The following is a 23,085-nucleotide window of genomic DNA, read 5'->3' as shown; positions in this document are numbered from 1 at the left end:
CCGCCAGCTCGATGCGGCCTCGCGCACGTCGAATCCGCTGAAGCGCTTCCCCCCCCGAACACGAGCGGCGCTTCCGCGAAGACTCCCGCGCCAAGTTCGGCCAGGCCCGCGCGCTGACCAGCCTGCTGCCGGCCCTGATGCTGGTGACCTCGCCCCTGTGGGGCCAGCCCCTGATGCACCCGCCGGCAGGCTTCATCGAGCTGATCCGCGCCTTCGAGTTCGCACTGATCGTGCCGCTGTGCCTGGTGTCCGCCTGGATGCTGTGGCGCCGGCCCAGCAGCGTCATCGGCGAGACCCTGTTCATGGTCAGCTTCCTGGTGCTGGCGGTGACGCTGGAGTGGCTGCGCCATAGCGGCATGTCCATGGGCTTCCATCTCAGCCCCAGCCTGTCGTCCTGCGTGCTGGTGGGCTTCATCGTGATCGGCCGCGTACCCCTGCGCGAAGCCGCCGCCTTCGTCGCGCTGTACCTGGGCTTCATGCTGTTCTCCGACTGGATGCGCCCGTCGGGAGCCCCCCCGGTGCGCAACCCGGTGGACTGGCTGGTGGAAGGCATCTTCGTTGGCGTGGTCATCAGCGGCGCCATGTGGAACGAGCTCTACAGCCGCCGCAACTGGGCCGCGCAGCAGCTGCTCAAGTCGCTGGCCTACGTCGACCCGCTGACCAAGCTGCCCAACCGCCGCGCCTTCGAGCAGCACTACGAATCCGTGGCGCGCCACGCGCGGCGCGAGTACAAGCGCCTGTTCGTGGCCCTGGTCGACATGGACCACTTCAAGAACCTCAACGACCGCCATGGCCACGACTACGGCGACGGCGTCCTGGTCGAGATCGGCCTGGTGCTGAGCGAATTCGCTCGGCGCCCGCTGGACATGGTGGCCCGGCTGGGTGGCGAGGAGTTCGCGGTGGTGCTGTACGACTGCTCGCGCAGCGACGGCCAGCGCCGCCTGGAAGAACTGCGCCAGCAGGTCGAGGCCCTGGACCTGGCCAACACCGATACCGCCCTGGGCCACGTCACGATCAGCGCCGGCGGTGTCGGCGTGCACGCCGACGTCCCCATGGCCGAGGCCTATCGCATGGCCGACACCGTGCTCTACGCCGCCAAGCGCCAGGGCCGCAACCGCACCGTGATCGCCGAGTCCGTGGCCGCCAGCGGCGCGCCCGCCTGAGCCGGCCGCCTGTTTTTTTGGTATTTTGCGCGCCCGTCTCAACGGGCCTTTAGCTCAACGGTTAGAGCAGGGGACTCATAATCCCTTGGTTGTGGGTTCAAATCCCACAGGGCCCACCAAGTCCCAATCACGCACAGCTGCGGCATGTCGGCAGTTTTCCTGCCATGGCTTCAAGCACCTCGAAAAGTGGGCATCACGCTCGCAGTCCGGGGGCATTTTCCTTGGGCAGCTTGTATTCCCGTGAAAGCAGGAACAGTCGAAACCATCGTGTCCAAGGAAGTTCCGGGCATCCCCACGGCAATGCGGCCGCGCGAGCCTTCGGGCCTGTGCCTCATGCTCGCCACGGTCACACGCGGCGGCACGATTGGCGTGCTGGAAAGCCGGCCGTCCCGGTCGTTCGCATCAGTGGGTGCCGACGGTGCCTGAACCCGTGAATGCGTCGAGCGTTCCGCTGCAGCAGCCCCCGGCCTTGTCGTCGCCGGAGAGCTTGTCCGAGTTGCTGCATGAGGTGGCCGGCGGGCGGGCGGAATTCACCGACCTGATCGCCTCGCTGTCGCCGTTGATCTGCGACACGGAAGCACTCACCCCGCCGATGGCTCTGGCGATGGCCGTAACCCTGGGCGAAATCGATCGCCAGTCGCGCGACGGTGACCAGGCGCACGTGCTGGTGGACCGACAATCGGCACCCGCCGTCGCCCTGCTGGGTTCCGGTGTGGTGGCCGCCGCAAACGCCGCTGCACGCCAGTTGTTCGGCATCACGCCGGGCGAAAGCCATGAAGCCCTGGGCATCAACCGCGCCGCGTTTCATGCCTTTCGCAGCCGCCTGTTCGAGTACCAGGGTCCTAGCCTGCTGAAAGTGGCCCCCCTGCAAATCGGGCAGCCCACGCTGGTGATGGTGGGCAGCTACCAGCAGGACGCACGCATCTTCCTTCTGACCGTGCTGCAGCACAGTTGGCCGGACTCGATTGATCGCGCTCTGGAGGATCTGTTCGGGCTGTCGTTGGCCGAGCGTGAAGTGCTGGCCGGCCTGGCACAGGGCGGCTCCGCGGAGAGTATCGCGGCACAACGCCAGCGCAGCCTGGGGACCGTGCGACAGCAGATCAAATCCATCCTGCAAAAGCTGGATGCGCGAACCCAGGTTCAGGCCGCCAGCTTTGCCGCTGCCGCCGCCAATGCCGTCAGTGAAAGCGGACGATCCAGCGACCGCCTGCAGGTGCTCGAAAGCAGCACACTCACCACCGGCGAACTCACGCGCGAGGGCCGGCGCGTCGGCTGGCGTCGCTACGGCCGCGTCGGCGGGCATCCGGTGCTGCTGTTGCACGGGCCGTTCTTCGGCGTGGGTGAATACGAATTCGAGCGCCAACTCTCGGCGCACTTCGGCCTGGATGTGTTTGCGGTCGAACGCCCCGGCTATGGCCGCACCGACCCGCCGATGCCGCAGGAAGATGCGGTGCAGTGCCAGGTGGAAGACATCCTGCTGTTGCTGGACCGGCAAGGTCTCGAGGGGATTCAGGTGCTCTGCCATGACATCGCCTTCCTGCCTGCGCTGGTCTTGTGCGAGCGTGCGGGAGAGCGGGTACACAGCCTCACCGCCGTGTCTGCGCCGGCGCCGTTGACCCCGGGCATGCCACTGGACCCGATGCCGGTACAGCAGCGGCTGTTCATCTCCGCGGCGCGTCATACCGCGTGGCTGGTGCGGCTGCTGATCCGGCTGGGCATGAGCCAGATGCGCAAGCTGGGGCCGGAACGCTGGATCGAACCGATCTTCGGGGAGGTTCCAGCGGAGATGGCGCTATTGCGTACCCCCGAGTTTGCCTGCGGCCTGCCCGGCGCCTATGCATTCAACCTCTCGCAATCGGCTTTGGGTTTCGAGATGGATGTGTTGCTCACGGCGCGCGACTGGACCGAGACAGCGCGCGCACTGCGGCACCCCTGCACACTGTTCTACGGCAGTGAGAATCGCATTACCCGCCCCGGGTTGACCTCGCGTTTGGCAGAGTTGAATGAGCGCTACGTGCTGCGTCCGATCGAAGGCGCGGGGCAAACCCTGGCCCTGACCCATTGCGAGACGATCCTCGCGCACCTGGCCAGCGAGCGGCGCGACGGCTGACCCGATGGCCGGGATGCGGGGTCGGTCACATTCCCGGGGGCCGATATACCACGTGGTAGATGCCAGGCCCGGAGGCCCTCTCCATCCTCTCGCCCATGCGGGCCACCGATGCGCCCGCACATCCAATGGACATGAGGGAAATCGTGAAAAAGTTAGTGACAGCGATGGCTTTGGGCCTGGTCTTGGCGGGTTGCGGCGGCAACGACAACAGCAGTGAGGGGAAGGCAGCAGCCTTTTCGGGTCTGTACAGCGATATCGACGGTGAAGCCTTTACGCTGATCCTCAACTCCGGGCAGTACTACCTCTTCACCGGAGACCTGGTCTTCGGGCGTGGCACCCTGGCACCCGGCCGCGACAACTCGTTTGCCAGCAGCGATTTCAGGGTGTTCTCCATGGGATCTGTCCCTGACGGCCAAGACACTACCGTGACCGGCACCTACACCACCGGGACAATAGCCGAGGGTGGCGCGCGCGCGACCGTGGAGGTCGAGGACATCGACGGCGACTCTAATGAATATGAATTCACATCCCTGTACGCGGACATGCCGACCACCGAGAGCCTGGATCGGGAACCGTCGGGGGAATTGCGTACGACGGCCTCGGCGACAGTTGTGAACGTCCAGCTCAACATCAGTGCGACCGGCGATATCACCAGCGTTGCAGCGCCCGTTGTTGCCGACCCCGTGGTCACAGACCCTGTGATCGCAGAACCGGACACCGCGGCACCGGCGGCGGTCGAGGCGGCGGAAGCCAAGGCGGTCAGTGACTGCACCCTGTCGGGCAAGCTGAACCCGGTGAAGGGTGGATACTCCCTGCAGGTGAGCTTTGGTGCCGCGCCTTGCCCGATGGCGGGGCAGACCGTCGAAGGAGTTGCCTTCCGCCCGCAGTCCGACAGCAACCTCCTGGTTGGACTCCTGGTCAACGCCGCTCAGACGGAAGCGGTCCGCTTCCTGATCGGGCGCGGGCGTAAACGATGACGCGCGGATGGTCGCCGGAGGTTTCCGGGGCCATGCGGCTGTTGATGAAGCCCGGCGAAAGCCGGGCTTCTTTTTGGTCATGGGCACGCCGTCGGGCGCAGAGCCCTCTTTCACGCAGGAAGGCCCGCTGCGGGGGATGCTCTAGGGCATCCGGCCAGCGACCCAATGGGCCTCCACGCTACACAACCTTCAGTTCGAAGTCCGCCTTCGGCAGGTGGACGTGCAGGCGACCGCCGCCTTGCGGCTCCCGCATCAGGATCCAGCGCTCCGGCGTCGCTCCCACCAGGATACCGATGGTCGGGTCCTGCCCGTAATCGGTCGGCGCCACCCTCACCTTGCTCCCGATCAATGCATCCTGGCGGTGCTCCGGGGCAATGGCTCGTGGTTCCGCCGCACGCGCCACGTCCAGCGCCTGCTGCGCACTGATCTGCCGAGGCTCTCCATGACCGAAGGCCTTCATGCGATCCATCCAGGCGAGGGTTCGCGGGAAGGCATCGATCAGCGACGAGCCGCCCATGTCACGGATGAACCAGAGGCTGTGGTAGGTGGAGAAGTCCGCATGGTTCGGCCGCGGACCGAACAGGAAGTCCCGCTGCTGCAGCCGTCCCTCCACCTCGGCCAGGTGCCGCAGCACGCGCGGACGCGCGCCGCGAATGCCCACACCCTTCACCTTCGCCCGTAGGCCGATGCCAATGCGGTCCCAGGCGAAGCGCAGTACGTCGGGCAGCGACATCGCCTCGCGGACGCGTTGGGTGATCTTGCCCGCGCCGCCAACCATGACACAGGCCAGGAACACCTCCAGGTCCGCCATCGCCGCGAACTCACGCACCTCGGCGGAGCAATTCTCCAAGCCCAGTTCGGGCCTGACGGAAAGCGTGGCGATTTCGGAGGCGATGGTGCGCGTATCGCAGAAGACATCGGCGCCGATCTGCGCGACCGGCACCTTGCGGTAGCCGCCAGCCAGGGCCTCCAGCCGTGGCCGTGGCGGCATCTCGCGCGTAATCACCGACTGCCAGGACAGTCCAGCGTAGCCGAGCATGACGCGGAGCTTTTCCGAGAACGGAGACAGCGGGTAGTGATGCAGGATCAGTTCAGGCATGGGTAGAGCATCGGCGAGAAGACGCTCTATCCTACCTGCTGCCAGACGGGGGCCTCACTCATCATATGGATTACGATCCACCGCTCCTCGCGGATGGCTAGACTACGCGACGGATTGCGACTGTAACCTCCATGCTCAAGAACATCTGCGTCTACTGCGGCTCCAGCCCCGGCCGCCTGCCCGACTACGCCGCCGGGGCACGAGGATTGGCGGCAGCCCTGGTCGAGCGCGGCATCGGCCTGGTCTACGGCGGCTCCAACCTCGGCGTCATGGGCGTGCTGGCCGACGAGGTGCTGCGCCTGGGTGGCCGCGTCATCGGCGTGATACCGGATGCGCTGGTGGAGAAGGAAGCCGGGCACAACGGCCTCAGCGAGCTGCGCATCACGCGCTCCATGCACGAGCGCAAGGCATTGATGGCGGAACTGTCGGATGGCTTCATCGCCCTGCCGGGCGGCCTCGGCACGCTGGAGGAGATCTTCGAGATCTGGACCTGGGCGCAGCTGAGCCTGCACGAGAAGCCCTGCGGCCTGCTTAACGTCGCCGGCTACTACGATCGCCTGGGCGAATTCCTGGACCACACGCTTGCCGAAGGCTTCGTGCGACCGCGACACCGGGCGATGATGATGGTGGACGACGATCCGCGTCGCTTGTTGCAGCAGTTTGACGCCTACGTGGCCCCGCCGCCAACCCGCTGGGTGGAGCGCGCCTTGCCTGAAAATGGCGCTTCCTTGCCTGAAAATGGCTCCACCCGGTCCGCGATGGATTAGAGCCCGCGGCAGTAGTAGGCTCGGCTTTTCATCCCAGCCGCCGCGAGGGCAACATGAAGCTGACCGTCAACGGAACCGCGCATGAAGTGGATGCGCCGCCCGACATGCCTTTGCTGTGGGTGCTGCGCGACCTGGTCGGACTCACCGGCACCAAGTTCGGCTGTGGCATGGCCCAATGCGGCGCCTGCACCGTTCACCTCGACGGCACGGCCATGCGCTCCTGCGTGACCCCGGCCGCGGCAGCGGCGGACAAGTCCGTGACCACCATCGAGGGCCTGTCGCCCGACGGCAGCCATCCGGTGCAGCGCGCCTGGGCGGAGCTGGACGTGGTGCAATGCGGCTACTGCCAGTCGGGCCAGATCATGTCGGCCGCGGCCTTGATCGCCACCAACGCCAAGCCCACGGACGCGGACATCGACAGCGCCCTGTCCGGCAACCTCTGTCGCTGCGGCACCTACCTGCGCATCCGCGCCGCGGTGCATCGCGCCGCCGAGCTGTCCAAGGCCTGAGGAAGATTCGCCATGAACGATCTCAGCAATGCCTCCCGTCGCAAGTTCCTGAAGGCCGGCGCCGTCGTTGGCGGTGGCTTGGTGATCGCCTTCACCGTGCCGCTGGCCAGGCGCTTCGCCGGCGGTGGCGAGGCCACCCCGGCTGCTCCCGCCACGGCTCCCGCAGCCAACGCCTTCTTGCGCGTGGGCAGCGACGATAGCGTCACCGTATTGATCGCCCATTCCGAGATGGGCCAGGGCATCTGGACCGCACTGCCGATGCTGATCGCCGAGGAGCTGGACGCCAACTGGTCGCGCGTGCGCGTGGAGCACGCCCCGGCCGCACCGGTCTATGCGCACACCGTGTTCGGCATGCAGATGACCGGCGGCTCCAGCAGCACCTGGTCGGAGTTCGAGCGCTATCGCCAGGCCGGGGCCACGGCACGCGCGCTGCTGGTGCAGGCCGCCGCAAAGCAATGGGGCGTCGCCCCCGCCGACTGCCGGGTGGAGAACGGCGTGATCAGCAGCGGCTCGCACAGCGCCCGCTTCGGCGAGCTGGCGGAAGCCGCCAATGCTCTGACGGCACCCGAGAAGGTCGCGCTGAAGGAGCCGAAGGACTGGAAGCTGATCGGCAAGGCCACCAAGCGTCTCGACACGCCGGAGAAGATCACCGGCCGCGCCATCTTCGGCATGGACGTGAAGTTTGACGGACTGTTGACCGCCGTGGTCGCCCGGCCGCCGGTGTTCGGTGCCACGGTGAAGTCCTACGACGCCGCCAAGGCCAAGGCCCTGCCCGGCGTACGCGCCGTAGTGCAGGTGCCCAGCGGCATCGCGGTGGTGGCGGATCATTTCTGGGCGGCCAAGCAGGGCCGCGATGCCCTGGCCGTGGAGTGGGACCTGGGCCCCAACGCGAAGCTGGACACGGCCGCGCTGAAGGCTGAGTTCCAGCGCCTGGCCGATACACCGGGCCTGGTTGCGGCCGAGGCCGGCGACCCGGCGGCGGCATTGAAGCAGGCGGCCCGCACGCTGAAAGCCGATTACCACGTACCCTACCTGGCGCATGCGCCGATGGAGCCGCTGAACGCCACCGTGAAGATTGACCCGGACCGCTGCGAGATCTGGGCCGGCACGCAGTTCCAGACCCTGGACCAGATGGTGGCGGCGCAGATCACCGGCCTCAAGCCCGAGCAGGTGCAGATCCACACCACCTTCCTCGGCGGCGGCTTCGGCCGGCGCGCCACGCCGACGTCGGACTTCGTCAGCGAGGCCGTGCATGTGGCCAAGGCGGCAGGCCAGCCGGTGAAGACCGTGTGGACGCGCGAGGACGACGTGCGCGGCGGCTACTACCGGCCAGCCTACCTGCACCGCGTGCAGATCGGCGTGGACGACAAGGGCATGCCCAGCGCCTGGCAGCACGCGGTGGTGGGGCAATCGATCCTCGTCGGCACGCCGATGGAACCGATGATGGTCAAGGACGGCATCGACGCCACCTCGGTCGAGGGCGTCGCCGACTCGCCCTATCTCAAGGGCATTGCCGCGCATCGCGTGGACATGCACTCCCCCAAGACCGGCATCCCGGTGCTGTGGTGGCGCTCGGTGGGTCACAGCCACACCGCCTTCGTGATGGAAGGCCTGATCGACGAACTGGCGCTGGCGGCCAAGCAGGACCCGGTGGCCTACCGCCGCGCACTGCTGAAGGATCATCCGCGTCACCTGGGCGCGCTGAACCTGGCGGCGGAAAAGGCCGGCTGGGGCACGCCGCTGCCCAAGGGTCATGCACGCGGCATCGCGCTGCACGAATCCTTCGGCAGCATCGTCGCCCAGGTGGCCGAGGTCTCCGTGCAGGACGGGAGCATCCGCGTGCATCGCGTCACCTGCGCGGTGGACTGCGGCATCGCGGTGAACCCGGCAGGCATCGTGGCGCAGCTGGAATCGGGAGTCGCCTTCGGCCTCAGTGCCGCGCTGCACAGCCGCCTGGACTTCCAGGAAGGCCGGGTGCAGCAGTCCAACTTCCACGACTACGTGGTGCTGCGGCTCGGCGAGATGCCGCAGGTGGACGTGCACATCGTGCCCAGCACCGAGAAGCCCGGCGGCGTCGGCGAGCCCGGCACCCCGCCGGTCGCACCGGCGGTGGCCAATGCCCTGGCCGCGCTCACCGGCCAGCGCCTGCGCGAGCTGCCGCTGCGGCTGGCCTGAACCGTGGGCCAGGTCACACGACAGCTGGCGGGCGATGCGTCAGGGACGGCGGTCGCGGCACCATAGTGCGATGAACACCCCGCAGGAATTCGCCCCGCTGCTGGCCGGGCTGCGCCGGCTGCAGGCCCAGGGCTTTGCCGGCGGCGGTGCACTGGCTACGCTGACGCGTACGCAGGGCTCCACCTTCCGCCGCGCCGGTGCGCGCATGCTGGTCTGTGGCGACGGCCAGATCGTTCGCGGCCTGTCCGGCGGCTGCCCGGAACGCGACATCGTTGCGCGCGCGCAGGGCGTGATCGCCAGCGGGCGCGCCGAGATCGTGCGCTACAACCGCGAGCATGGGCTCGACGTGATGGTCGAGATGGGCTGTGGCGGCGAGCTGGAAGTGCTGATCGAGCCGCTGTCCCGCGACGAGGACCTGCATTTCGTCGATGCGGTGGCGGACTGCCTGGCCTCACGCCGCGACGGCTTCCTCGCCACCGCCTACACCCGCGACGGCCTCTGCCTGTCACCGCGCCCTCAGCGCCTGGTCTGGTGCGGCGGCGTGGCCAGCAGCAACCTGGACGATCCGGCATTGACCGAGGCCGTCCTCGCGCAAGGCGGCAGCGCCGGCAGCGCCCCCCTGGTGCAAAGCGTCGACACCGCTCGTGGCGGCTACGAGGTGCTGATCGAGCGCCTGCGTCCGCCGCATGCACTGCTGCTGGTGGGCGTCACCGCCGGTGCCGTGGCGCTGGCACGCTTCGCACGGACGCTGGGCTGGTTGGTGACGATGGTGGATCACCAGCAGGACGGCGCCGCACCCGAGGACCTGCCGCCGGGCAGCGGATTTCTCCGGGCCATGCCGGCGACGCTGCTGCAAGCCCTGGGGCCGCGCCAATACGACTCCGCCGTGGTGATGACGCACAACCTCGAGCGCGACATCGACTACCTGCGCGAGCTGGCCACGCTGCCATTGGCCTACCTCGGCGCCATCGGCTCGCGCAGCCGCGCCGCCAAGCTGCACGCCGGCACCGGACTGCTGCCGCCGCGCCTGCGCGCACCCGCCGGGCTGGACCTGGGCTCGGAGACGCCGGAGGAAATCGCGCTGGCGATCGCCGCGGAGATCCTGGCGGCCCACAGCGGCCGCGCCGGCGGCGTGCTGAGCGCGCTCGATGGGCCGATCCACTGATGGCCGAAGCACCGCGAGTCCATGCCCTGCTGCTGGCGGCCGGCAACGCCAGCCGCTTCGGCAGCGCCAAGCAGCTCGCGCCGCTCACCGGCCAGGCGATGGTGCGCCGCGCCGCGCAGGCCGTGCTCGACGCCGGCCTGTCGCTGACGGTGGTCACCGGCGCCTACGCCGCCGAGGTGGCCGCGGCACTCGAGGGCCTGCCACTGACCTTGCTGCATAACCAAGCGTGGTCGCAGGGCATGGGGAGTTCGCTGGGCTGCGGCTTCCGCCACCTGCTAGGCGGCGACTCGCAGGCCGCGCTGGTCTGCCTGGCGGACCAGCCCCGGATACAGGCGCCGCAGTTGCTTCTGCTGCTGGAGGCCTGGCAGCGCGCACCGCAGCGCATGGCGGCCGCCGCGCATGGCGATGCCCTGGGGCCACCCTGCGTTTTCCCGAGGGCCTGGTATGAGGAACTGTCCGGCTGGTCGGGCCCGCAGGGCGCGCGCGGGCTGCTGGAGCGGCAGGCGCAGGAACTGCTGCGCGTGGACATGCCGGAGGCGGCAGTGGACGTGGATACGCGGGACGACTACGAGAAACTGAACCACTCGTAGGAGCGGCTGTCAGCCGCGAGCATGGGTGATGGTGTTGACCGGCGTTCGCGGCTGATCGCCGCTCCTGCAACCGATCAATCCGCGACGATGCCTTCTTTCGCCATGGTCTGCGTGCCGACCATGATCATGCGCAGGATCTTCACCATCTCCTCGACCAGCTCCGGGTGACGATCCGGCGGCAGGTCCATGGCGGTGGTGCCCATGGCGAAGACCAAGCGCGTGATCGCCTTGGCCACCAGTCGCGGCTCGTAGATTGGCAGCTTGTTGAGCTCCGCCAGACGCATCAGGTCCACGCAGAGCTCTTCCTCGAAGGACCGCAGCTCCCGCTCCACCGCCTGCTTGAAGGCCTCGGAACCGACCGTCCCCTCGCGCAGCACGATGTGCAGCAGCTTTTCGTCGGCGTTGAGCTGCTCCATGAAGGTTTCCACCGAGCTGCGCACGATGCTGCGGCCACTGGCGGCGCGATGGCGCGCCTCACCGATGATCTTGCGCAGCGAGCGCCCGGCCTGGTCGATCAGGGCAATGGCCAGCTCGTCCACGTCACGGAAATGGCGATAGAAACTGTTGGGCGCGATACCCGCCTCGCGGGCTACCTCGCGCAGGCTCAGGTTCGAGACGCTGCGGTTCGGCCCCACCAGCTTGAGCGCGGCCGCAATCAAGTCGTCCCGCGTGATCACCGGCTTGCGCCCCTGGGGGGCCTGCCCGCGGCGGGGGCTACGGCTGGGGGCTCGGGTCGGGGTGCTGGTGGTCATGCCCCCAATCATAGCGCATCATTAATATACAGTTGTATAGACAAATGTACTTTTGCCGGTATACTGGTCCCGTCCGCCACCGGAAAGAATGTCCATGAGCCCTGCCCCCAACCGTCTGCTGCGTGCTGCCGTCGCGGCGCCGGTCTTCGATTTCTGGAGCCGCCAGTTCGGCAGCATCCAGGCCTGGGACCGCTGCCTGGCGCGCGTGGTCGCCCGCCGCGAGGAAGCGCGCGGCGCCGTCACCCTGACCCTGCAGCCCAACCGCCGCTTTGCCGGCTTCACCCCCGGCCAGCACCTCAACCTCACCGCCGAGGTCGAGGGCGTGCGCCTGACGCGCAGCTACAGCTTCACCCGGCCGCCGTGCGCGGATGGGCGCCTGCGTCTGACCATCAAGCGGGTGGAGAACGGCCGCCTCAGCAACGCGCTCTGCGAGCTGCGCCCCGGCGCGGTGGTGGAGCTGGGCCAGGCCTACGGCGAGATGAGCCTGCCGCAGGGCCCCGGCCGCTACCTGTTCCTGGCCGCCGGCAGCGGCATCACCCCGCTGATGGCGCTGAGCCTGGCGCTGGAGCAGAACCCGCAGGCCGAGGCCACGCTGGTGTACTGGGCCCAGCGCCGCGACGAACTGTGCTTTGCCGAGGAGCTGCGCGAGCTGGCCGCACGCCAGCCGCGCCTGCGCCTGCACTTCGCGCTGACGCGCGAACCGCTGCGCCTGGCCGGCGAGTTCGGCCGCCGCCTCGATGCCGCGCTGCTGGACGAAGTGGCGCCGGACCTGTCCGCCCTGCAGGTCTTCGCCTGCGGCCCGCGCGGCTTCGTGGAAGACGCCCGCCGCCTCACGCAGGAGCGCGCGCTGCGCTTCCACGGCGAGGCCTTCACCCCACCCGAGGCCGTGGCCGGCGGCGCGCCGGTGCGCGTGCAGCTGCTGCGCAGCGGCCAGACGCTGGAAGTGCCCTCCGGCGCGCCGCTGCTGGCGGCGCTGGAAGCCCAGGGCCTGCACCCGGACTCGGGCTGCCGCATGGGGCTGTGCAACACCTGCGCCTGCCGCCTCGTCGAGGGCGTGGGGCAGAACCTCAACAGCGGCGAGACCCTCGCCGAACCGGGCAGCGAACTGCGCATCTGCATCAGCGCCGCCCGCAGCGACCTCACCCTGGATCTCTGACCATGAGCCAAGCCACCTTGAACCGCCCGCTGTCCCATGCCGAGATGGACGCCTTCGGCGCCGAGCTCGACGCGCTGCGCACCCGCACCATGGCCCAGGTCGGCGCCGAGGACGCGCGCTACATCCGCCGCATCGTCGCCGCCGTGCGCTACACCGAGGCCGCCGGCCGCGCGCTGCTGTTCTTCGGCGCGTTCCCGCCGGCCTGGGTGCTGGGCACGCTGCTGCTGGGCCTGTCCAAGATCCTGGAGAACATGGAGCTGGGCCACAACGTGATGCACGGCCAGTACGACTGGATGCGCGATCCCCACCTCAACGGCAAGACCTACGAATGGGACATCGTCGGCACCAGCGACAACTGGCGCCACACGCACAACTACAAGCACCACACCTACACCAACGTGCGCGGCATGGACGACGACATCGGCTACGGCCTGTTGCGCCTGTTCCCCGAGCAGCGCTGGCGCCCCTTCTACCTGTTCCAGCCGCTGATCGCGGTGATCTTCGCCCTGCTGTTCCAGTGGGGCGTGGCGATCCAGCGCCTGGAGCTGGGCAAGGTCTTCAGTGGGCGCAAGACCAAGGCCGAGCTGCGCGAGGAGTTCCGCCCCGTGGGCCGCAAGATGGGCCGGCAGCTGCTGAAGGACTACGTGCTGTTCCCGCTGCTGGCCGGCCCCTTCTTCCTGCCGGTGCTGCTGGGCAACCTGGTGGCCAACGGCATGCGCAACCTGTGGACCTACGCCGTGATCTTCTGCGGCCATTTCACCGCCGATGCCGAGACCTTTCCCAAGAGCGTGGTGCAGAACGAGAGCCGCGGCCACTGGTACCTGCGCCAGCTGCGCGGCTCGTCCAACCTCAGCGGCGGCAAGCTGCTGCACATCATGACCGGCAACCTCAGCCACCAGATCGAGCACCACCTGTATCCGGACATGCCGGCGCGCCGCTATGCCCAGGTGGCGCCGGAGGTGCGGGCCATCTGCCAGCGCTACGGGCAGAACTACAACACGGGGTCGATATGGAGCCAGTTCGGCCAGGTGATCTGGCGCATCCTGCGCCATGCGCTGCCGAGCCGGCCCGGCAAGCCGGCGCCGCTGGTCGAACCGATGGCGGAAGCGGCGTAAGGCGGGTCTTCTCGTCCCCTCTCCCGCTTGCGGGAGAGGGTGGCCCGTAGGGCCGGGGCAGGGGTTCTGTAAAACGCGGCTGGGCTGATCCTTCCTGGCTATGCAGAAACCCTCTCCCTTGATCTCTCTCCCGCAATCGGGAGAGGGAATCAACGTCTTTACTTCTTCTTCAGCGCATCCATCAACGCCGCACCCAGCGAACCCTGCTGTGGCTTGGGCGGCGCCTGCGGCGGACGCGCCGCCGGTCGCGCATCGCGCCGATCACGATCACGCGGACCGGAGGAGCGCTCGGCCGGAGCGCCGCCGCGCGACGCGCCGGCATCATCCTTCTTCATCGACAAGGCGATGCGCTTGCGCTTCACGTCCACCTCCACCACGCGCACCTTGACCACGTCACCGGCCTTCACCACCTCGTGCGGGTCCTTCACGAACTTGTCGGCCAGCTGCGAGACATGCACCAGGCCATCCTGGTGCACGCCGATGTCGACGAAGGCGCCGAAGGCGGCGACGTTGGTCACCGTACCCTCCAGCATCATGCCGGGCTTGAGGTCCTTGAGGTCGTCGATGCCGTCGGCGAAGGCGGCGGTGCGGAACTCCGGGCGCGGATCGCGGCCGGGCTTCTCCAGCTCGGCGATGATGTCGCGCACCGTCGGCAGGCCGAAATGGTCGTCGACGAAACGCTTGGGGTCGAGCTTGCGCAGGGTGGCGCTGTCGCCCATCAGGCTGCGCAGGTCACGGCCGCAGGCCGACACGATGCGCTCGGCCAGGCCGTAGGCTTCCGGATGCACCGAGGATGCGTCCAGCGGCTCGGTGCCCTCCGTGATGCGCAGGAAGCCGGCACACTGCTCGAAGGTCTTGGGGCCCAGGCGCGAGACTTCCAGCAGGTCACGGCGCGACTTGAAGGCGCCGACGCTGTCGCGGTGCAGGACGATGGCCTCGGCCAGCGAGCCGCCCAATCCCGAGACGCGCGCCAGCAGCGGCGCCGAGGCGGTGTTGAGGTCCACGCCCACGGCGTTCACTGCGTCTTCCACCACGGCGTCCAGCGCTCGGGCGAGACGGTACTGGTCCACGTCATGCTGGTACTGGCCGACGCCGATCGACTTGGGATCGATCTTCACCAGCTCCGCCAGCGGGTCCTGCAGGCGCCGCGCGATCGACACCGCGCCGCGCAGCGACACGTCCAGGTCCGGAAACTCCGCCGCCGCGGTGGCCGACGCGGAATACACCGAGGCGCCCGCCTCGCTGACCGTGACCTTGATCGGCCGCGCGCTGCCCGGCAGCAGCGGCAGCAGCTCGCCGACCAGCTTGTCGGTCTCGCGGCTGGCGGTACCGTTGCCGATGGCAATCAGCTGCACCTGGTGCTTGGCGACCAGGCGCGCCAGCTCGGCCTGCGCGCCGCGCACGTCGTTGCGCGGCTGGAAGGGATAGACCGTGGCGGTTTCCAGCAGCTTTCCGGTGCCGTCGATCACCGCCACCTTCACGCCGGTGCGGATACCGGGGTCCAGGCCCATGGTGGCGCGGGAGCCGGCAGGCGCCGCCAGCAGCAGATCCTTGAGGTTGCGCGCGAACACGCGGATCGCCTCTTCCTCGGCGCGCTCGCGCAGCTCGGTCATCAGGTCCATCGACAGCGAGAACGACAGCTTCACGCGCCAGGTCCAGCGCACTACGTCCATCAGCCAGCTGTCGGCGGCACCCTTGGCCGGGTTCACCGCGAAGGCGTCGGCAACCATGCGCTCCACCGGCTTCCAGGTGGAGGTATCCTCGGCATCCACCTCGATCTCCAGGGCCAGCACTTCCTCGTTGCGGCCGCGCAGCATCGCCAGCGCGCGGTGGCCGGGGATGGTGGACCAGCGCTCATGATGGGCGAAGTAGTCGGAGAACTTGGCGCCGGTCTCTTCCTTGCCCTCGAAGACCTTGGCGCGCAGCACGGCGCGTTCCTTCATGTAGGACCGCAGACGCCCCAGCAGCTCGGCGTTCTCGGCGAAGCGCTCCATGACGATGTCGCGCGCGCCCTCCAGCGCGGCCTTCACGTCGGCCACCTCGGCATTGAGGTACTGCGCCGCCAGCTCCGCCGGCACCACGCTGCGGTCTTCCAGGATCGTCTCGGCCAGCGGGCCCAGGCCCTTCTCGCGCGAGATCTCGGCCTTGGTGCGGCGCTTGGGCTTGTACGGCAGGTAGAGGTCTTCCAGTTCGGCCTTGGTCTCCACCGCGACGATGCGCGACTCCAGGTCCTCGCTCAGCTTGCCCTGCGAGCGGATCGACTCCAGCACCGCCGCGCGGCGGGCTTCCAGCTCTCGCAGATAGCCTAGGCGCTCTTCGAGCAGGCGTAGCTGGGTGTCGTCGAGACCGCCGGTGATTTCCTTGCGGTAGCGCGCGATGAAGGGCACGGTGGCGCCCTCGTCGAGCAGGGCCACGGCGGCGGAAACCTGCTGCGGGCGGGCGGCGATGTCGGTGGAGATCGTGCGGAGGATGCGTTCTGCGGTGGAGCTCATGCGAATGAAAAGCAGTCGTCGCACCGGGCGGCTGGGCCGCGCGGCGCCGTCTTGGGAGGGGGAAGGGTTGGCGAGTAGCTTCCTGTCGCGAGGTGGCCGGCCGGAGCGCCCTTGGGAGATCGCTGCGGCCCGGAAATCAAGCTACTCGCCAACTAGGCGAACCATAGGCCCGCAGGCGGCGGATGGCAAGGCTTGTATTTTCGCTTTTTCCGCTACCGGCAGGCGCCACTGCCGCTCAAAGCAGGAAGAACACCAGGGAGACCAGCGTCGGCGGCAGGGCGCCCAGCAGCAGGCCGCCGGCACCGATGGAGGCATCGCGGAAGCCGCCCTTGAGCAGCGCCACGCCAGCCGGGTTCGGCGCGTTGGCGATTACCGTAAGGCCGCCTCCAGTCACCGCGCCAGCCACCAGCATGTACTTGGCCTCGTCCGAAATGCCGGTGATCAGCGAGCCGAGGTAGGTCAGCGCGGCGTTGTCCGTGATCGCCGTCAGCGCCGTGGCGCCGAAGAACAGCGCCAGCGGCGACAGCCCCGAGATGATCGGCTGCAGCCACCATTGCTGCATGCCACCCAGCACCACCAGGCCGGCCAGGAAGAAGCCCACCAGGAGGGCCTCCTTGAGGATCAGCGGGTTCTGGTGCGTGTTGTAGGCCTGGGTATAGCCGAGGAAGAACAGGAACAGCCCCAGGAAGATCACCGGGTGATGCGCGAAGACCACCACGCCGGCCAGGAAGGCGAAATGGATCAGTGTCACCAGCAGCGGCACCGGCTCGCGCTCCTGCGGCTCCTGGACATCCCCGCCCAAGTGCCCGCGCATGAACCAGCACAGCACCGTGGCATTGATCAGCACGGCGCAGGCGGCGCGCCAGCCGAAGTGGGTCAGCATGAACATCGAGTCCCAGCCCCAGGTGGCCGCCACCATCAGCACCGGCGGCGCGGCGAAGGAGCTGAGCGTGCCGCCGATGGAGATGTTGACGAACAACACGCCGAGTGCCGCGTACTTGAGCCGCTCCGGCAGTGGCGTATCGAACAGCGTGCGCATCAGCATCAGCGCCGCCAGCGTCATGGCCGCCGGCTCGGTGATCAGCGAGCCCAGCAGCGGCACCAGCGAGAGGCTCAGCCAGACCTGTGCCAGGCGTGTCGGCAGCGGCAGCACTCGCGCCACGGCGGCCACCAGTCGCCGCACGGACTCCAGCACCGGGCGCGAGGCCGCCACCACCATCACGGCGAACACGAACAGGGGCTCGGTGTAGTGCCGCGACTCGGCATAGCTCACCGCCTCGCCGCCTCCGACCATCATCGCCATGACCACGATCAGCACCGCGGCCCAGAAGCCGAACACGATCTCCACCTCACCCAGCAGGTGCAGCAGGCCGGAGTGGCGAGGATTGTGGTGGGCCAGGCGCTCGAACAGCTTGGCAGTGAAGGTGTGCAGCAGGGCGACGGCGAAGATGATCGCCGCGGCGACCTCGATGGCGCTGGGGTTCATGCGTCAGGCGCTTTTCAGGGGTGCGGAGCGACAAGCCTAACCGCATGCCCCGCCAAAGGCCAGAACAGGGACCCTAGGCGGCGTCGCGCTGCGGCTGCACCCCGTGGCGCTCCGCCGCGATCTCCGCCGCGGAGATCTTCGGGCGATGCTGCGGCAAGGCCTCTACCCAGCGCGGGAAGCGGCGCAGCAGGCGGAACACCAGATAGGCAGAGGCCTGGCTCCACCAGCGCGGCTTGGGCGTAGGCGGGGGCGGCACCTCGCGGCAGCAATGGTCCATCAGGTGCTGCAGGCGCTCCCGCAGGGTGCCGGTGAAATCGCGGTCACGGATCAGCAGGTTGGCTTCCAGGTTCAGCGCCAGGCTCAAGGGATCGAGGTTGCTGGAGCCCACCGTGGCCCAGTCGTCGTCGATCACCGCGACCTTGCCGTGCAGCGGGCGCTCGCAATACTCGTAGATCACCGCGCCGGAGCGCAGCAGATAGTCATAGAGCGTCACCGCCGCCCAGCGCATGATCGCCTTGTCCGGGGCACCCTGCAGGATCAGCACCAGGCGCACACCTCGCCGCGCCGCCGCGCGCATCTCGCGCAGCAGGCGCACACCGGGAAAGAAGTACGCGTTGGCGATGATCACCTCACGCTGCGCGCTGCGGATGGCCGAGCGGTAGTACCGCTCGATATCGTCGCGATGCTCCTGGTTGTCACGCACCACCAGCAGCGCCCGGGCCTTGCCCGTGCCGGGCGGAAAGGTCTTCAGCGCGGGGCTGCGCCACCAGAAGCGGCGTCGGCGCGACTGGCGCTCCGGCGACTGCAGCGCTTCCTCCATCAGCTCGCGCATGTCCTCCACCACCGGCCCCATCACCTCCACCGAGTAGTCCTGCTTGCCCTCGGGGCCGTACTCGCGCAGGTGGTCGTAGGAGTAGTTGATGCCGCCGATGAAGCCGATGGTGCGATCGACCACCACCAGCTTTCGATGCAGGCGGCGCAGCGGATTGACGCGGAAGTAGCCCAGCAGCTTGGGCTGGGCATCGAAGAAGTGCACCCTGACCCCGGCGCCCACCAAGCCACCGAGGAATTCGTCCGACAGATCCGGCGAACCGTAGTGGTCCATCAGGATCTCGACCCGCGCCCCACCCTGGGCCGCGGCGATCAGGGCCTCGCGCAACTGGCGGCCCACCGGGTCGTCGAACAGGATGAAGGTCTCCACCAGCACCTCGCTGCGTGCCGCACGGATCGCCTCGAACACGCGGGGAAAGAATTCCTCGCCATTCTCCAGCAGCCGCAGGCTGTTGCCTTCACGCCAGCGCTCGGTGGTCATACCTGGATCTCCGCGATCAGCGCAGCGTGATCGGACAGGTGCGACCAGGGCCTGCGGTGCAGAACCTCGGGCACGCGCACGCGCACATTGCGCACGTAGATGCGGTCCAGCGGAAGCAGCGGCCAGCGCACCGGGAAGCTGCGCGCCGCGCGGCCCATGGCCTCGATGAAGACCTCCCGCAGGCTGGAGCACCGGTGCAGCAGCTCATGCGCGCGCTGTCGCCAGTCGTTGAAGTCGCCCGCCACCAGCAATGGCGCGTCGGGCGGCAGTTCGTCGATCAGGCGGCACATCAGGCGCAGTTGCTCCAGGCGGTGCGACTCGCGCAGCCCCAGGTGCACGCAGATGGCGTGGATCTCCTTGCCGGAGCCGGGGTGCTTCAACACGCAATGCAGCAAGCCACGCCGTTCCGGCCCGCGCTGGGACACGTCGAGATTGCGATAGCTCAGGATCGGAAACTTGGACAACAGCGCATTGCCATGATCGCCGGCGGGATACACCGCGTTGCGGCCGTAGGCGAAGTCCTTCCAGATGGTGTCGGCCAGGAACTCGTACTGCGACATCGCCGGCCAGTTCTCGTAGCGGGTCGAGTGCTCCTGGTGCGAGCCGATCACTTCCTGCAGGAAGACGATGTCGGCGCCCACGCCACGCACCGCCTCGCGCAGTTCGTGCAGCACGAAGCGCCGGTTGAAGACGGTGAAGCCCTTGTGCGTGTTCAGGGACAGAATCCTGAACGAAAGTTCCTGGCCGGCAGGCGCGTCCTGCGCCAGCCCACTGCGGGCATCCGGGCCGTGTACGGGAGCATCCATGTTCCCCTCACATCTCAAAATCCGTTGGTGGCCATGGTCGGCCCGGGCGGATGAACCGTAGCTGAAGGGGAACCCGGCCGCGGCCGCGGCGCTCCAATAGGTGAAAGGAGCTTCAATTCCATGGACAGGAAGCGGCGTCGGCGCCGGCTGGCGGGGCGGCTCATCGCAGTCGCGTTTTTCGCAGGGGTGGTGATCCTGCTGGCGGACCGCGCCCGAAGCATCGACTGGGCGGCCGTGGGCATGGCCCTGCGCAGTTACCAGGCACCGATGCTCCTGCAGGCCGTCCTGCTGATGATGCTAGGCCACCTGGTCTTCAGTGCCTACGACCTGATCGGCCGGCGCTATGCCGGCCATCACCTGCCCACGCGTCGGGTCCTGGCCATCGCCGGGGTCAGCTACGCCTTCAACCTCAACCTGGGCGCGATACTCGGCGGCATGGGCTTCCGCTACCGGCTGTACTCCCGGCAGGGCCTGGGCTCACGGCAGATCCTGCGCGTGCTGACGCTGGCGCTGGCCACCAACTGGACCGGCTACCTGCTGGTGGCCGGCCTGGTGTTCGTGCTGGTCCCGCCGGAACTGCCGGCCAGCTGGCCGGTGGACGTGATGGCCGTGCGCGCGGCCGGGTTCCTGCTGCTCGCCCTGCTCACGGCATGGCTGGCGATGTGCGCCTTTGCAAAGCGTCGCGACTGGAACTTCCGCCAGTTGCACCTGCGCCTGCCCTCGCTGCCGATGGCGCTGGCACAGCTGGCGCTCTCGGGCCTGAGCTGGAGCATGATCACGGTCACCATCTACAGCCTGATGCCGGACCCTCTGCCACTGGCCACGGTGATGGGCGCCTATTACCTGGCCACGCTGGCGACGCTGGTGATCCGCATCCCCGGCGGACTGGGCGTGGTGGAGGCGGTTTTCCTGGCGCTGCTCAGCCCGGTCTACACCGAAGCCTCGGTGCTGGCGGCCCTGCTGGCCTGGCGCGCGATCTGGTTCCTGCTGCCCCTGGCGCACGCCATCCCGGTGTGCCTGCTGCTGGAGACGCGCTGGCGCGCCGACGGCGCTGCCTCAGAGCGTGGGATCGTCAGCAATGCGGGAGCGCCGCGCCCGACGCAGTGAGGCCGTGGCGGCGGTGTCCTTGGCCGGGGCCTCGTCGAGGCTGGAGCGCTCGTCGAGCCACTGGGCACTGGCTTCCCAGACCTCCCTGGGTGCGCCGCTGCCCAGGATCACGCCCATGTGCCCGCCGGGCGCAATGCGGAATTCCTTGTCTTTGGATGCCACCACCTCGACGATGCGGCGCGCGATCTGCGCCGGCACGAGGATGTCGCTGGTGCCGGCGAAGACCAGCAGGTTGGCCTTGATCTTCGTCAGGTCCGCGACGCGGTCGCGCACTTCGATGCGGCCGGCGGCGAGCTGGTTGTCGATGGCCATCTTCACCACCATGTCCTGGATCACGCCGCCGGGGTACAACAGCATGTTGTTCAGGTAGTCCGCGGTGGTGGAATGGCTCTCGACGAAGTCACGGTCCCACAGCCGCGCCAGCAGGTCCCAATAGCTGGTGACGGCGCCGACCGGGTCGGTCATCTTGAAGGCCAGCGTGGTCAGCCAGCCCGGGGCGTGCAGGCGGATGGGGTCCAGCATATGCAAGCGCAGCGAGCTGAAGCGGCGCACCAGCTTGGCCGGCGTGTTCAGCACGGTGGCACTGCGCGCGACGATGCCGCCGCCGCGCAGGTCGATGGGGCTGGCCACCGTGATGAGATTGCGGATGTGCTTGTCCTGCGAGAAGCCCATGTGCATCAGGCACAGCAGGCCGCCCATGCACCAGCCCATCAGCGACACCTCCTTCACGCCGGAATGCGCGCGCACCTCGGCCAGGGCGGTGCCGAACATGTCGATGGCATAGTCCTTCAGGCCCAGGCCGGCATGGCGCTTCTCGGGCTTGCCCCAGTCGATCAGGTAGACATGGAAGCCGCGCGCCGACAGGTAGCGCACCAGGCTGCGCTGCGGCAGCAGGTCGAAGGTCTCGGTGGTGACGCCCAGCGGCGGCACCAGCACCAGCGGCACCGGGTGGCGCTGCTGGCGCACCGCCATGCGGCTGCCGTCGGCCAGCTCGATACCGGACTCCGCTGGGGGCGGGTAGTAGCGCAGCGACATCGGGTCGCCAGCATAGACCGTCTCGAAGGGCGTGAGCCCCGACTTGATCAGAGTCTCGCGCAGGAACAGCCAGTCGAAGGCGTTGTCCGCCATCGCCGCGACACGTTCGTGGAGCTTCAGGCCCTGGTCCAGGGCCTCCTTCTGCAGTCGGTTCATCTCTTCTCTCCCGGCCGCAGGAGTCCAAGGCTCCTGCGCACCGGGAAAGAATAGCGGTTCAGGCCCGGAGACGCTGTGGCTCTGCCGCCACACGCTGCGGACGGCGGTGCACGTCGTCCAGGAAGCGGCCCAGCTCGCGGGTGAACAGCGCCGGCGAGTCGAACTGCACGCAGTGGCCGGCGCCCTCGAAGCGCACGATCTCCACGTCCGGCACGTAGCGCGAGAAGGCCATCTGCCCTTCGATGGGATACAGCCTGGAATGCGTACCGGCGAAGACGCGGAAGATCTTGCCCTGGGTGCGGCCCACCGAGTCGCGCCAGTCGTGGTCCATCTCGGCATAGGTGCGCATGATGTCGATGTAGACGCGCCACTGGCCGGTGCCGGCCAGGCGCTTGATCAACGGCTCGAAGCGGCCGAGGCTGAACAGGCGCTGCAGGACAGGGTTCTCCACCGCGTCCATGCCGAACTGCGCCAGGTGCTGCCACATGCGGCCGCGCAGCTTCTTCGGCAGCTCCTCGAACGGCGTGTAGGGCGCGTGCTCGCCGAGATCGGCGATCAGCTCGCGCAGCTCGCCGCGGAAGGCCAGGTGGCGCTCGCCGAACAGGCCCCAGGGCCAGCCGGGCTTGCCGGTGACGCAGGGCGGGTTGTCGATGTTGAGATAGCCGGAGACACGGTCGAAACCATACCGGCGCTGGTACTCCAGCGAGGTGCAGGCGCCCATCGACATGCCGGCCAGCGCCGGCTGCTTCAGGTCCAGCGCGGTCAGCAGGTCCTCGAGATCGTCGGCGTGCTGCTCCAGCGCATTGGGCTTGCGGATCGGAAGCAGGTGCGAGCGGCCGAAGCCGCGCAGGTCGGGAAGGATGAAGCGGTTGCGCAGCGCCAGCGGCGCCACCAGCGGCAGCCACATCCAGCCGTGCATGCCGAAACCGTGGAGAAGCACACAAGCCGGGCCCCGGCCGATGTCCCAGTAATGCATCCGCGCACCGTCGCGCAGCGTTACATGCGGCATGTCGTCGCAATCCTTCGGGCTACTCTTCTTGGGAGGGCCCGCAACTCCGCGCGAGCGTGTCCGCAGTGTGGGCATGCCGCCCATCCCCCGCGCACAGGTCCAGG

The 23,085-nt window shown here is 68.3% G+C and carries 20 protein-coding genes and 1 tRNA gene; 13 read left to right on the top strand and 8 right to left on the bottom strand.

Features of this window, described 5'->3' with window-relative positions; genetic code table 11:
* Positions 1 to 143: 143 nt before the first annotated feature.
* The 5 genes from QT386_RS23280 (at position 144) to QT386_RS00695 (ending at position 4,250) form a co-directional block, all read left to right on the top strand.
* A complete protein-coding gene (locus QT386_RS23280) occupies positions 144 to 1,163 on the top strand; it encodes a GGDEF domain-containing protein (RefSeq protein WP_289271808.1) in 1,020 nt (339 codons plus the stop codon).
* 43 nt (positions 1,164 to 1,206) lie between these two features.
* Positions 1,207 to 1,282, top strand: a tRNA-Ile gene (locus QT386_RS00710).
* A gap of 148 nt (positions 1,283 to 1,430) precedes the next feature.
* Entirely contained in the window at positions 1,431 to 1,589 is a 159-nt protein-coding gene (locus QT386_RS00705; RefSeq protein ID WP_289271807.1) for a hypothetical protein, read from the top strand.
* Positions 1,590 to 1,650: 61 nt separating this feature from the next.
* A complete protein-coding gene (locus tag QT386_RS00700) occupies positions 1,651 to 3,273 on the top strand; it encodes an alpha/beta fold hydrolase (RefSeq protein WP_289271806.1) in 1,623 nt (540 codons plus the stop codon).
* Positions 3,274 to 3,416: 143 nt separating this feature from the next.
* A complete protein-coding gene (locus tag QT386_RS00695) occupies positions 3,417 to 4,250 on the top strand; it encodes a hypothetical protein (RefSeq protein WP_289271805.1) in 834 nt (277 codons plus the stop codon).
* Between the two features lie 178 nt (positions 4,251 to 4,428).
* Here QT386_RS00695 and QT386_RS00690 read toward each other — a convergent pair whose 3' ends face one another.
* Positions 4,429 to 5,349, bottom strand: a complete 921-nt coding sequence (locus tag QT386_RS00690) for a glutathione S-transferase family protein (protein ID WP_289271804.1) — start codon at positions 5,347 to 5,349, stop codon at positions 4,429 to 4,431.
* Between the two features lie 131 nt (positions 5,350 to 5,480).
* Here QT386_RS00690 and QT386_RS00685 point away from each other — a divergent pair, with 131 nt between their 5' ends.
* The 5 genes from QT386_RS00685 (at position 5,481) to QT386_RS00665 (ending at position 10,555) form a co-directional block, all read left to right on the top strand.
* On the top strand, positions 5,481 to 6,116 hold the full coding sequence (locus tag QT386_RS00685; protein WP_289271803.1) for a TIGR00730 family Rossman fold protein: 636 nt from the start codon (positions 5,481 to 5,483) through the stop codon (positions 6,114 to 6,116).
* A 53-nt stretch (positions 6,117 to 6,169) separates the two neighbouring features.
* Entirely contained in the window at positions 6,170 to 6,625 is a 456-nt protein-coding gene (locus QT386_RS00680) for a (2Fe-2S)-binding protein (RefSeq protein ID WP_289271802.1), read from the top strand.
* Positions 6,626 to 6,637: 12 nt separating this feature from the next.
* Positions 6,638 to 8,800, top strand: coding sequence for a xanthine dehydrogenase family protein molybdopterin-binding subunit (locus QT386_RS00675; protein ID WP_289271801.1), 2,163 nt, complete (start codon positions 6,638 to 6,640; stop codon positions 8,798 to 8,800).
* A gap of 70 nt (positions 8,801 to 8,870) precedes the next feature.
* Complete coding sequence (locus tag QT386_RS00670) at positions 8,871 to 9,965, top strand: XdhC family protein (RefSeq protein WP_289271800.1); 1,095 nt, start codon at positions 8,871 to 8,873, stop codon at positions 9,963 to 9,965.
* Positions 9,965 to 10,555 (top strand): nucleotidyltransferase family protein, encoded by a 591-nt coding sequence (locus QT386_RS00665; protein WP_289271799.1) that lies wholly within the window; start codon positions 9,965 to 9,967, stop codon positions 10,553 to 10,555. Before QT386_RS00670 ends, QT386_RS00665 begins: the two co-directional genes overlap by 1 nt.
* Positions 10,556 to 10,629: 74 nt before the next feature.
* Here QT386_RS00665 and fabR read toward each other — a convergent pair whose 3' ends face one another.
* Complete coding sequence (gene fabR / locus QT386_RS00660; RefSeq protein WP_289271798.1) at positions 10,630 to 11,307, bottom strand: HTH-type transcriptional repressor FabR; 678 nt, start codon at positions 11,305 to 11,307, stop codon at positions 10,630 to 10,632.
* Positions 11,308 to 11,401: 94 nt separating this feature from the next.
* Between fabR and QT386_RS00655 the strand changes: the two genes are divergently transcribed.
* Both QT386_RS00655 and QT386_RS00650 read left to right on the top strand, forming a co-directional pair.
* Positions 11,402 to 12,463, top strand: a complete 1,062-nt coding sequence (locus QT386_RS00655) for a ferredoxin reductase (protein ID WP_289271797.1) — start codon at positions 11,402 to 11,404, stop codon at positions 12,461 to 12,463.
* Between the two features lie 2 nt (positions 12,464 to 12,465).
* Positions 12,466 to 13,578, top strand: a complete 1,113-nt coding sequence (locus tag QT386_RS00650) for an acyl-CoA desaturase (protein ID WP_289271796.1) — start codon at positions 12,466 to 12,468, stop codon at positions 13,576 to 13,578.
* A 158-nt stretch (positions 13,579 to 13,736) separates the two neighbouring features.
* Here QT386_RS00650 and QT386_RS00645 read toward each other — a convergent pair whose 3' ends face one another.
* The 4 genes from QT386_RS00645 to QT386_RS00630 all read right to left on the bottom strand — a co-directional run bounded on the left by QT386_RS00645 (position 13,737) and on the right by QT386_RS00630 (position 19,674).
* Positions 13,737 to 16,070: a Tex family protein gene (locus QT386_RS00645; protein ID WP_289271795.1), complete on the bottom strand. Its 2,334-nt coding sequence runs from the start codon at positions 16,068 to 16,070 to the stop codon at positions 13,737 to 13,739.
* A 235-nt stretch (positions 16,071 to 16,305) separates the two neighbouring features.
* Positions 16,306 to 17,556, bottom strand: coding sequence for a putative Na+/H+ antiporter (locus QT386_RS00640; RefSeq protein ID WP_289271794.1), 1,251 nt, complete (start codon positions 17,554 to 17,556; stop codon positions 16,306 to 16,308).
* Positions 17,557 to 17,629: 73 nt separating this feature from the next.
* Positions 17,630 to 18,868, bottom strand: coding sequence for a cardiolipin synthase ClsB (gene clsB / locus QT386_RS00635; RefSeq protein ID WP_289271793.1), 1,239 nt, complete (start codon positions 18,866 to 18,868; stop codon positions 17,630 to 17,632).
* Positions 18,865 to 19,674: an endonuclease/exonuclease/phosphatase family protein gene (locus QT386_RS00630; RefSeq protein WP_289271792.1), complete on the bottom strand. Its 810-nt coding sequence runs from the start codon at positions 19,672 to 19,674 to the stop codon at positions 18,865 to 18,867. Before QT386_RS00630 ends, clsB begins: the two co-directional genes overlap by 4 nt.
* 120 nt (positions 19,675 to 19,794) lie before the next feature.
* On the opposite strand from QT386_RS00630, the gene QT386_RS00625 reads away from it, so the two are divergent.
* Complete coding sequence (locus tag QT386_RS00625) at positions 19,795 to 20,781, top strand: lysylphosphatidylglycerol synthase domain-containing protein (protein WP_289271791.1); 987 nt, start codon at positions 19,795 to 19,797, stop codon at positions 20,779 to 20,781.
* On the opposite strand, the gene QT386_RS00620 is transcribed toward QT386_RS00625, so the two are convergent.
* Entirely contained in the window at positions 20,731 to 21,972 is a 1,242-nt protein-coding gene (locus tag QT386_RS00620; protein ID WP_289271790.1) for an alpha/beta fold hydrolase, read from the bottom strand. The two genes, QT386_RS00625 and QT386_RS00620, sit on opposite strands and share 51 nt — an antisense overlap.
* A gap of 58 nt (positions 21,973 to 22,030) precedes the next feature.
* Positions 22,031 to 22,981 (bottom strand): alpha/beta fold hydrolase, encoded by a 951-nt coding sequence (locus tag QT386_RS00615; protein WP_289271789.1) that lies wholly within the window; start codon positions 22,979 to 22,981, stop codon positions 22,031 to 22,033.
* Positions 22,982 to 23,085: the final 104 nt, after the last annotated feature.

The sequence above is a fragment of the Solimonas sp. SE-A11 genome (genome assembly GCF_030345715.1).
GTDB lineage: Bacteria > Pseudomonadota > Gammaproteobacteria > Nevskiales > Nevskiaceae > Solimonas_A.
This window is presented reverse-complemented; position numbering and strand designations above follow the sequence as displayed.

Bases quoted from the DNA above. Each gene is read 5' to 3' on its own strand.
- fabR (WP_289271798.1), bottom strand. From the start codon at position 11,307: ATGACCACCAGCACCCCGACCCGAGCCCCCAGCCGTAGCCCCCGCCGC.
- QT386_RS00680 (WP_289271802.1), top strand. From the start codon at position 6,170: ATGAAGCTGACCGTCAACGGAACCGCGCATGAAGTGGATGCGCCGCCC.
- QT386_RS00630 (WP_289271792.1), bottom strand. From the start codon at position 19,674: ATGGATGCTCCCGTACACGGCCCGGATGCCCGCAGTGGGCTGGCGCAG.
- QT386_RS00620 (WP_289271790.1), bottom strand. From the start codon at position 21,972: ATGAACCGACTGCAGAAGGAGGCCCTGGACCAGGGCCTGAAGCTCCAC.
- QT386_RS00640 (WP_289271794.1), bottom strand. From the start codon at position 17,556: ATGAACCCCAGCGCCATCGAGGTCGCCGCGGCGATCATCTTCGCCGTC.
- QT386_RS00650 (WP_289271796.1), top strand. From the start codon at position 12,466: ATGAGCCAAGCCACCTTGAACCGCCCGCTGTCCCATGCCGAGATGGAC.
- QT386_RS00670 (WP_289271800.1), top strand. From the start codon at position 8,871: ATGAACACCCCGCAGGAATTCGCCCCGCTGCTGGCCGGGCTGCGCCGG.
- QT386_RS00615 (WP_289271789.1), bottom strand. From the start codon at position 22,981: ATGCCGCATGTAACGCTGCGCGACGGTGCGCGGATGCATTACTGGGAC.
- QT386_RS00690 (WP_289271804.1), bottom strand. From the start codon at position 5,349: ATGCCTGAACTGATCCTGCATCACTACCCGCTGTCTCCGTTCTCGGAA.
- QT386_RS00685 (WP_289271803.1), top strand. From the start codon at position 5,481: ATGCTCAAGAACATCTGCGTCTACTGCGGCTCCAGCCCCGGCCGCCTG.
- QT386_RS00645 (WP_289271795.1), bottom strand. From the start codon at position 16,070: ATGAGCTCCACCGCAGAACGCATCCTCCGCACGATCTCCACCGACATC.
- QT386_RS00655 (WP_289271797.1), top strand. From the start codon at position 11,402: ATGAGCCCTGCCCCCAACCGTCTGCTGCGTGCTGCCGTCGCGGCGCCG.
- QT386_RS00665 (WP_289271799.1), top strand. From the start codon at position 9,965: ATGGCCGAAGCACCGCGAGTCCATGCCCTGCTGCTGGCGGCCGGCAAC.
- QT386_RS00675 (WP_289271801.1), top strand. From the start codon at position 6,638: ATGAACGATCTCAGCAATGCCTCCCGTCGCAAGTTCCTGAAGGCCGGC.
- clsB (WP_289271793.1), bottom strand. From the start codon at position 18,868: ATGACCACCGAGCGCTGGCGTGAAGGCAACAGCCTGCGGCTGCTGGAG.
- QT386_RS00625 (WP_289271791.1), top strand. From the start codon at position 19,795: ATGGACAGGAAGCGGCGTCGGCGCCGGCTGGCGGGGCGGCTCATCGCA.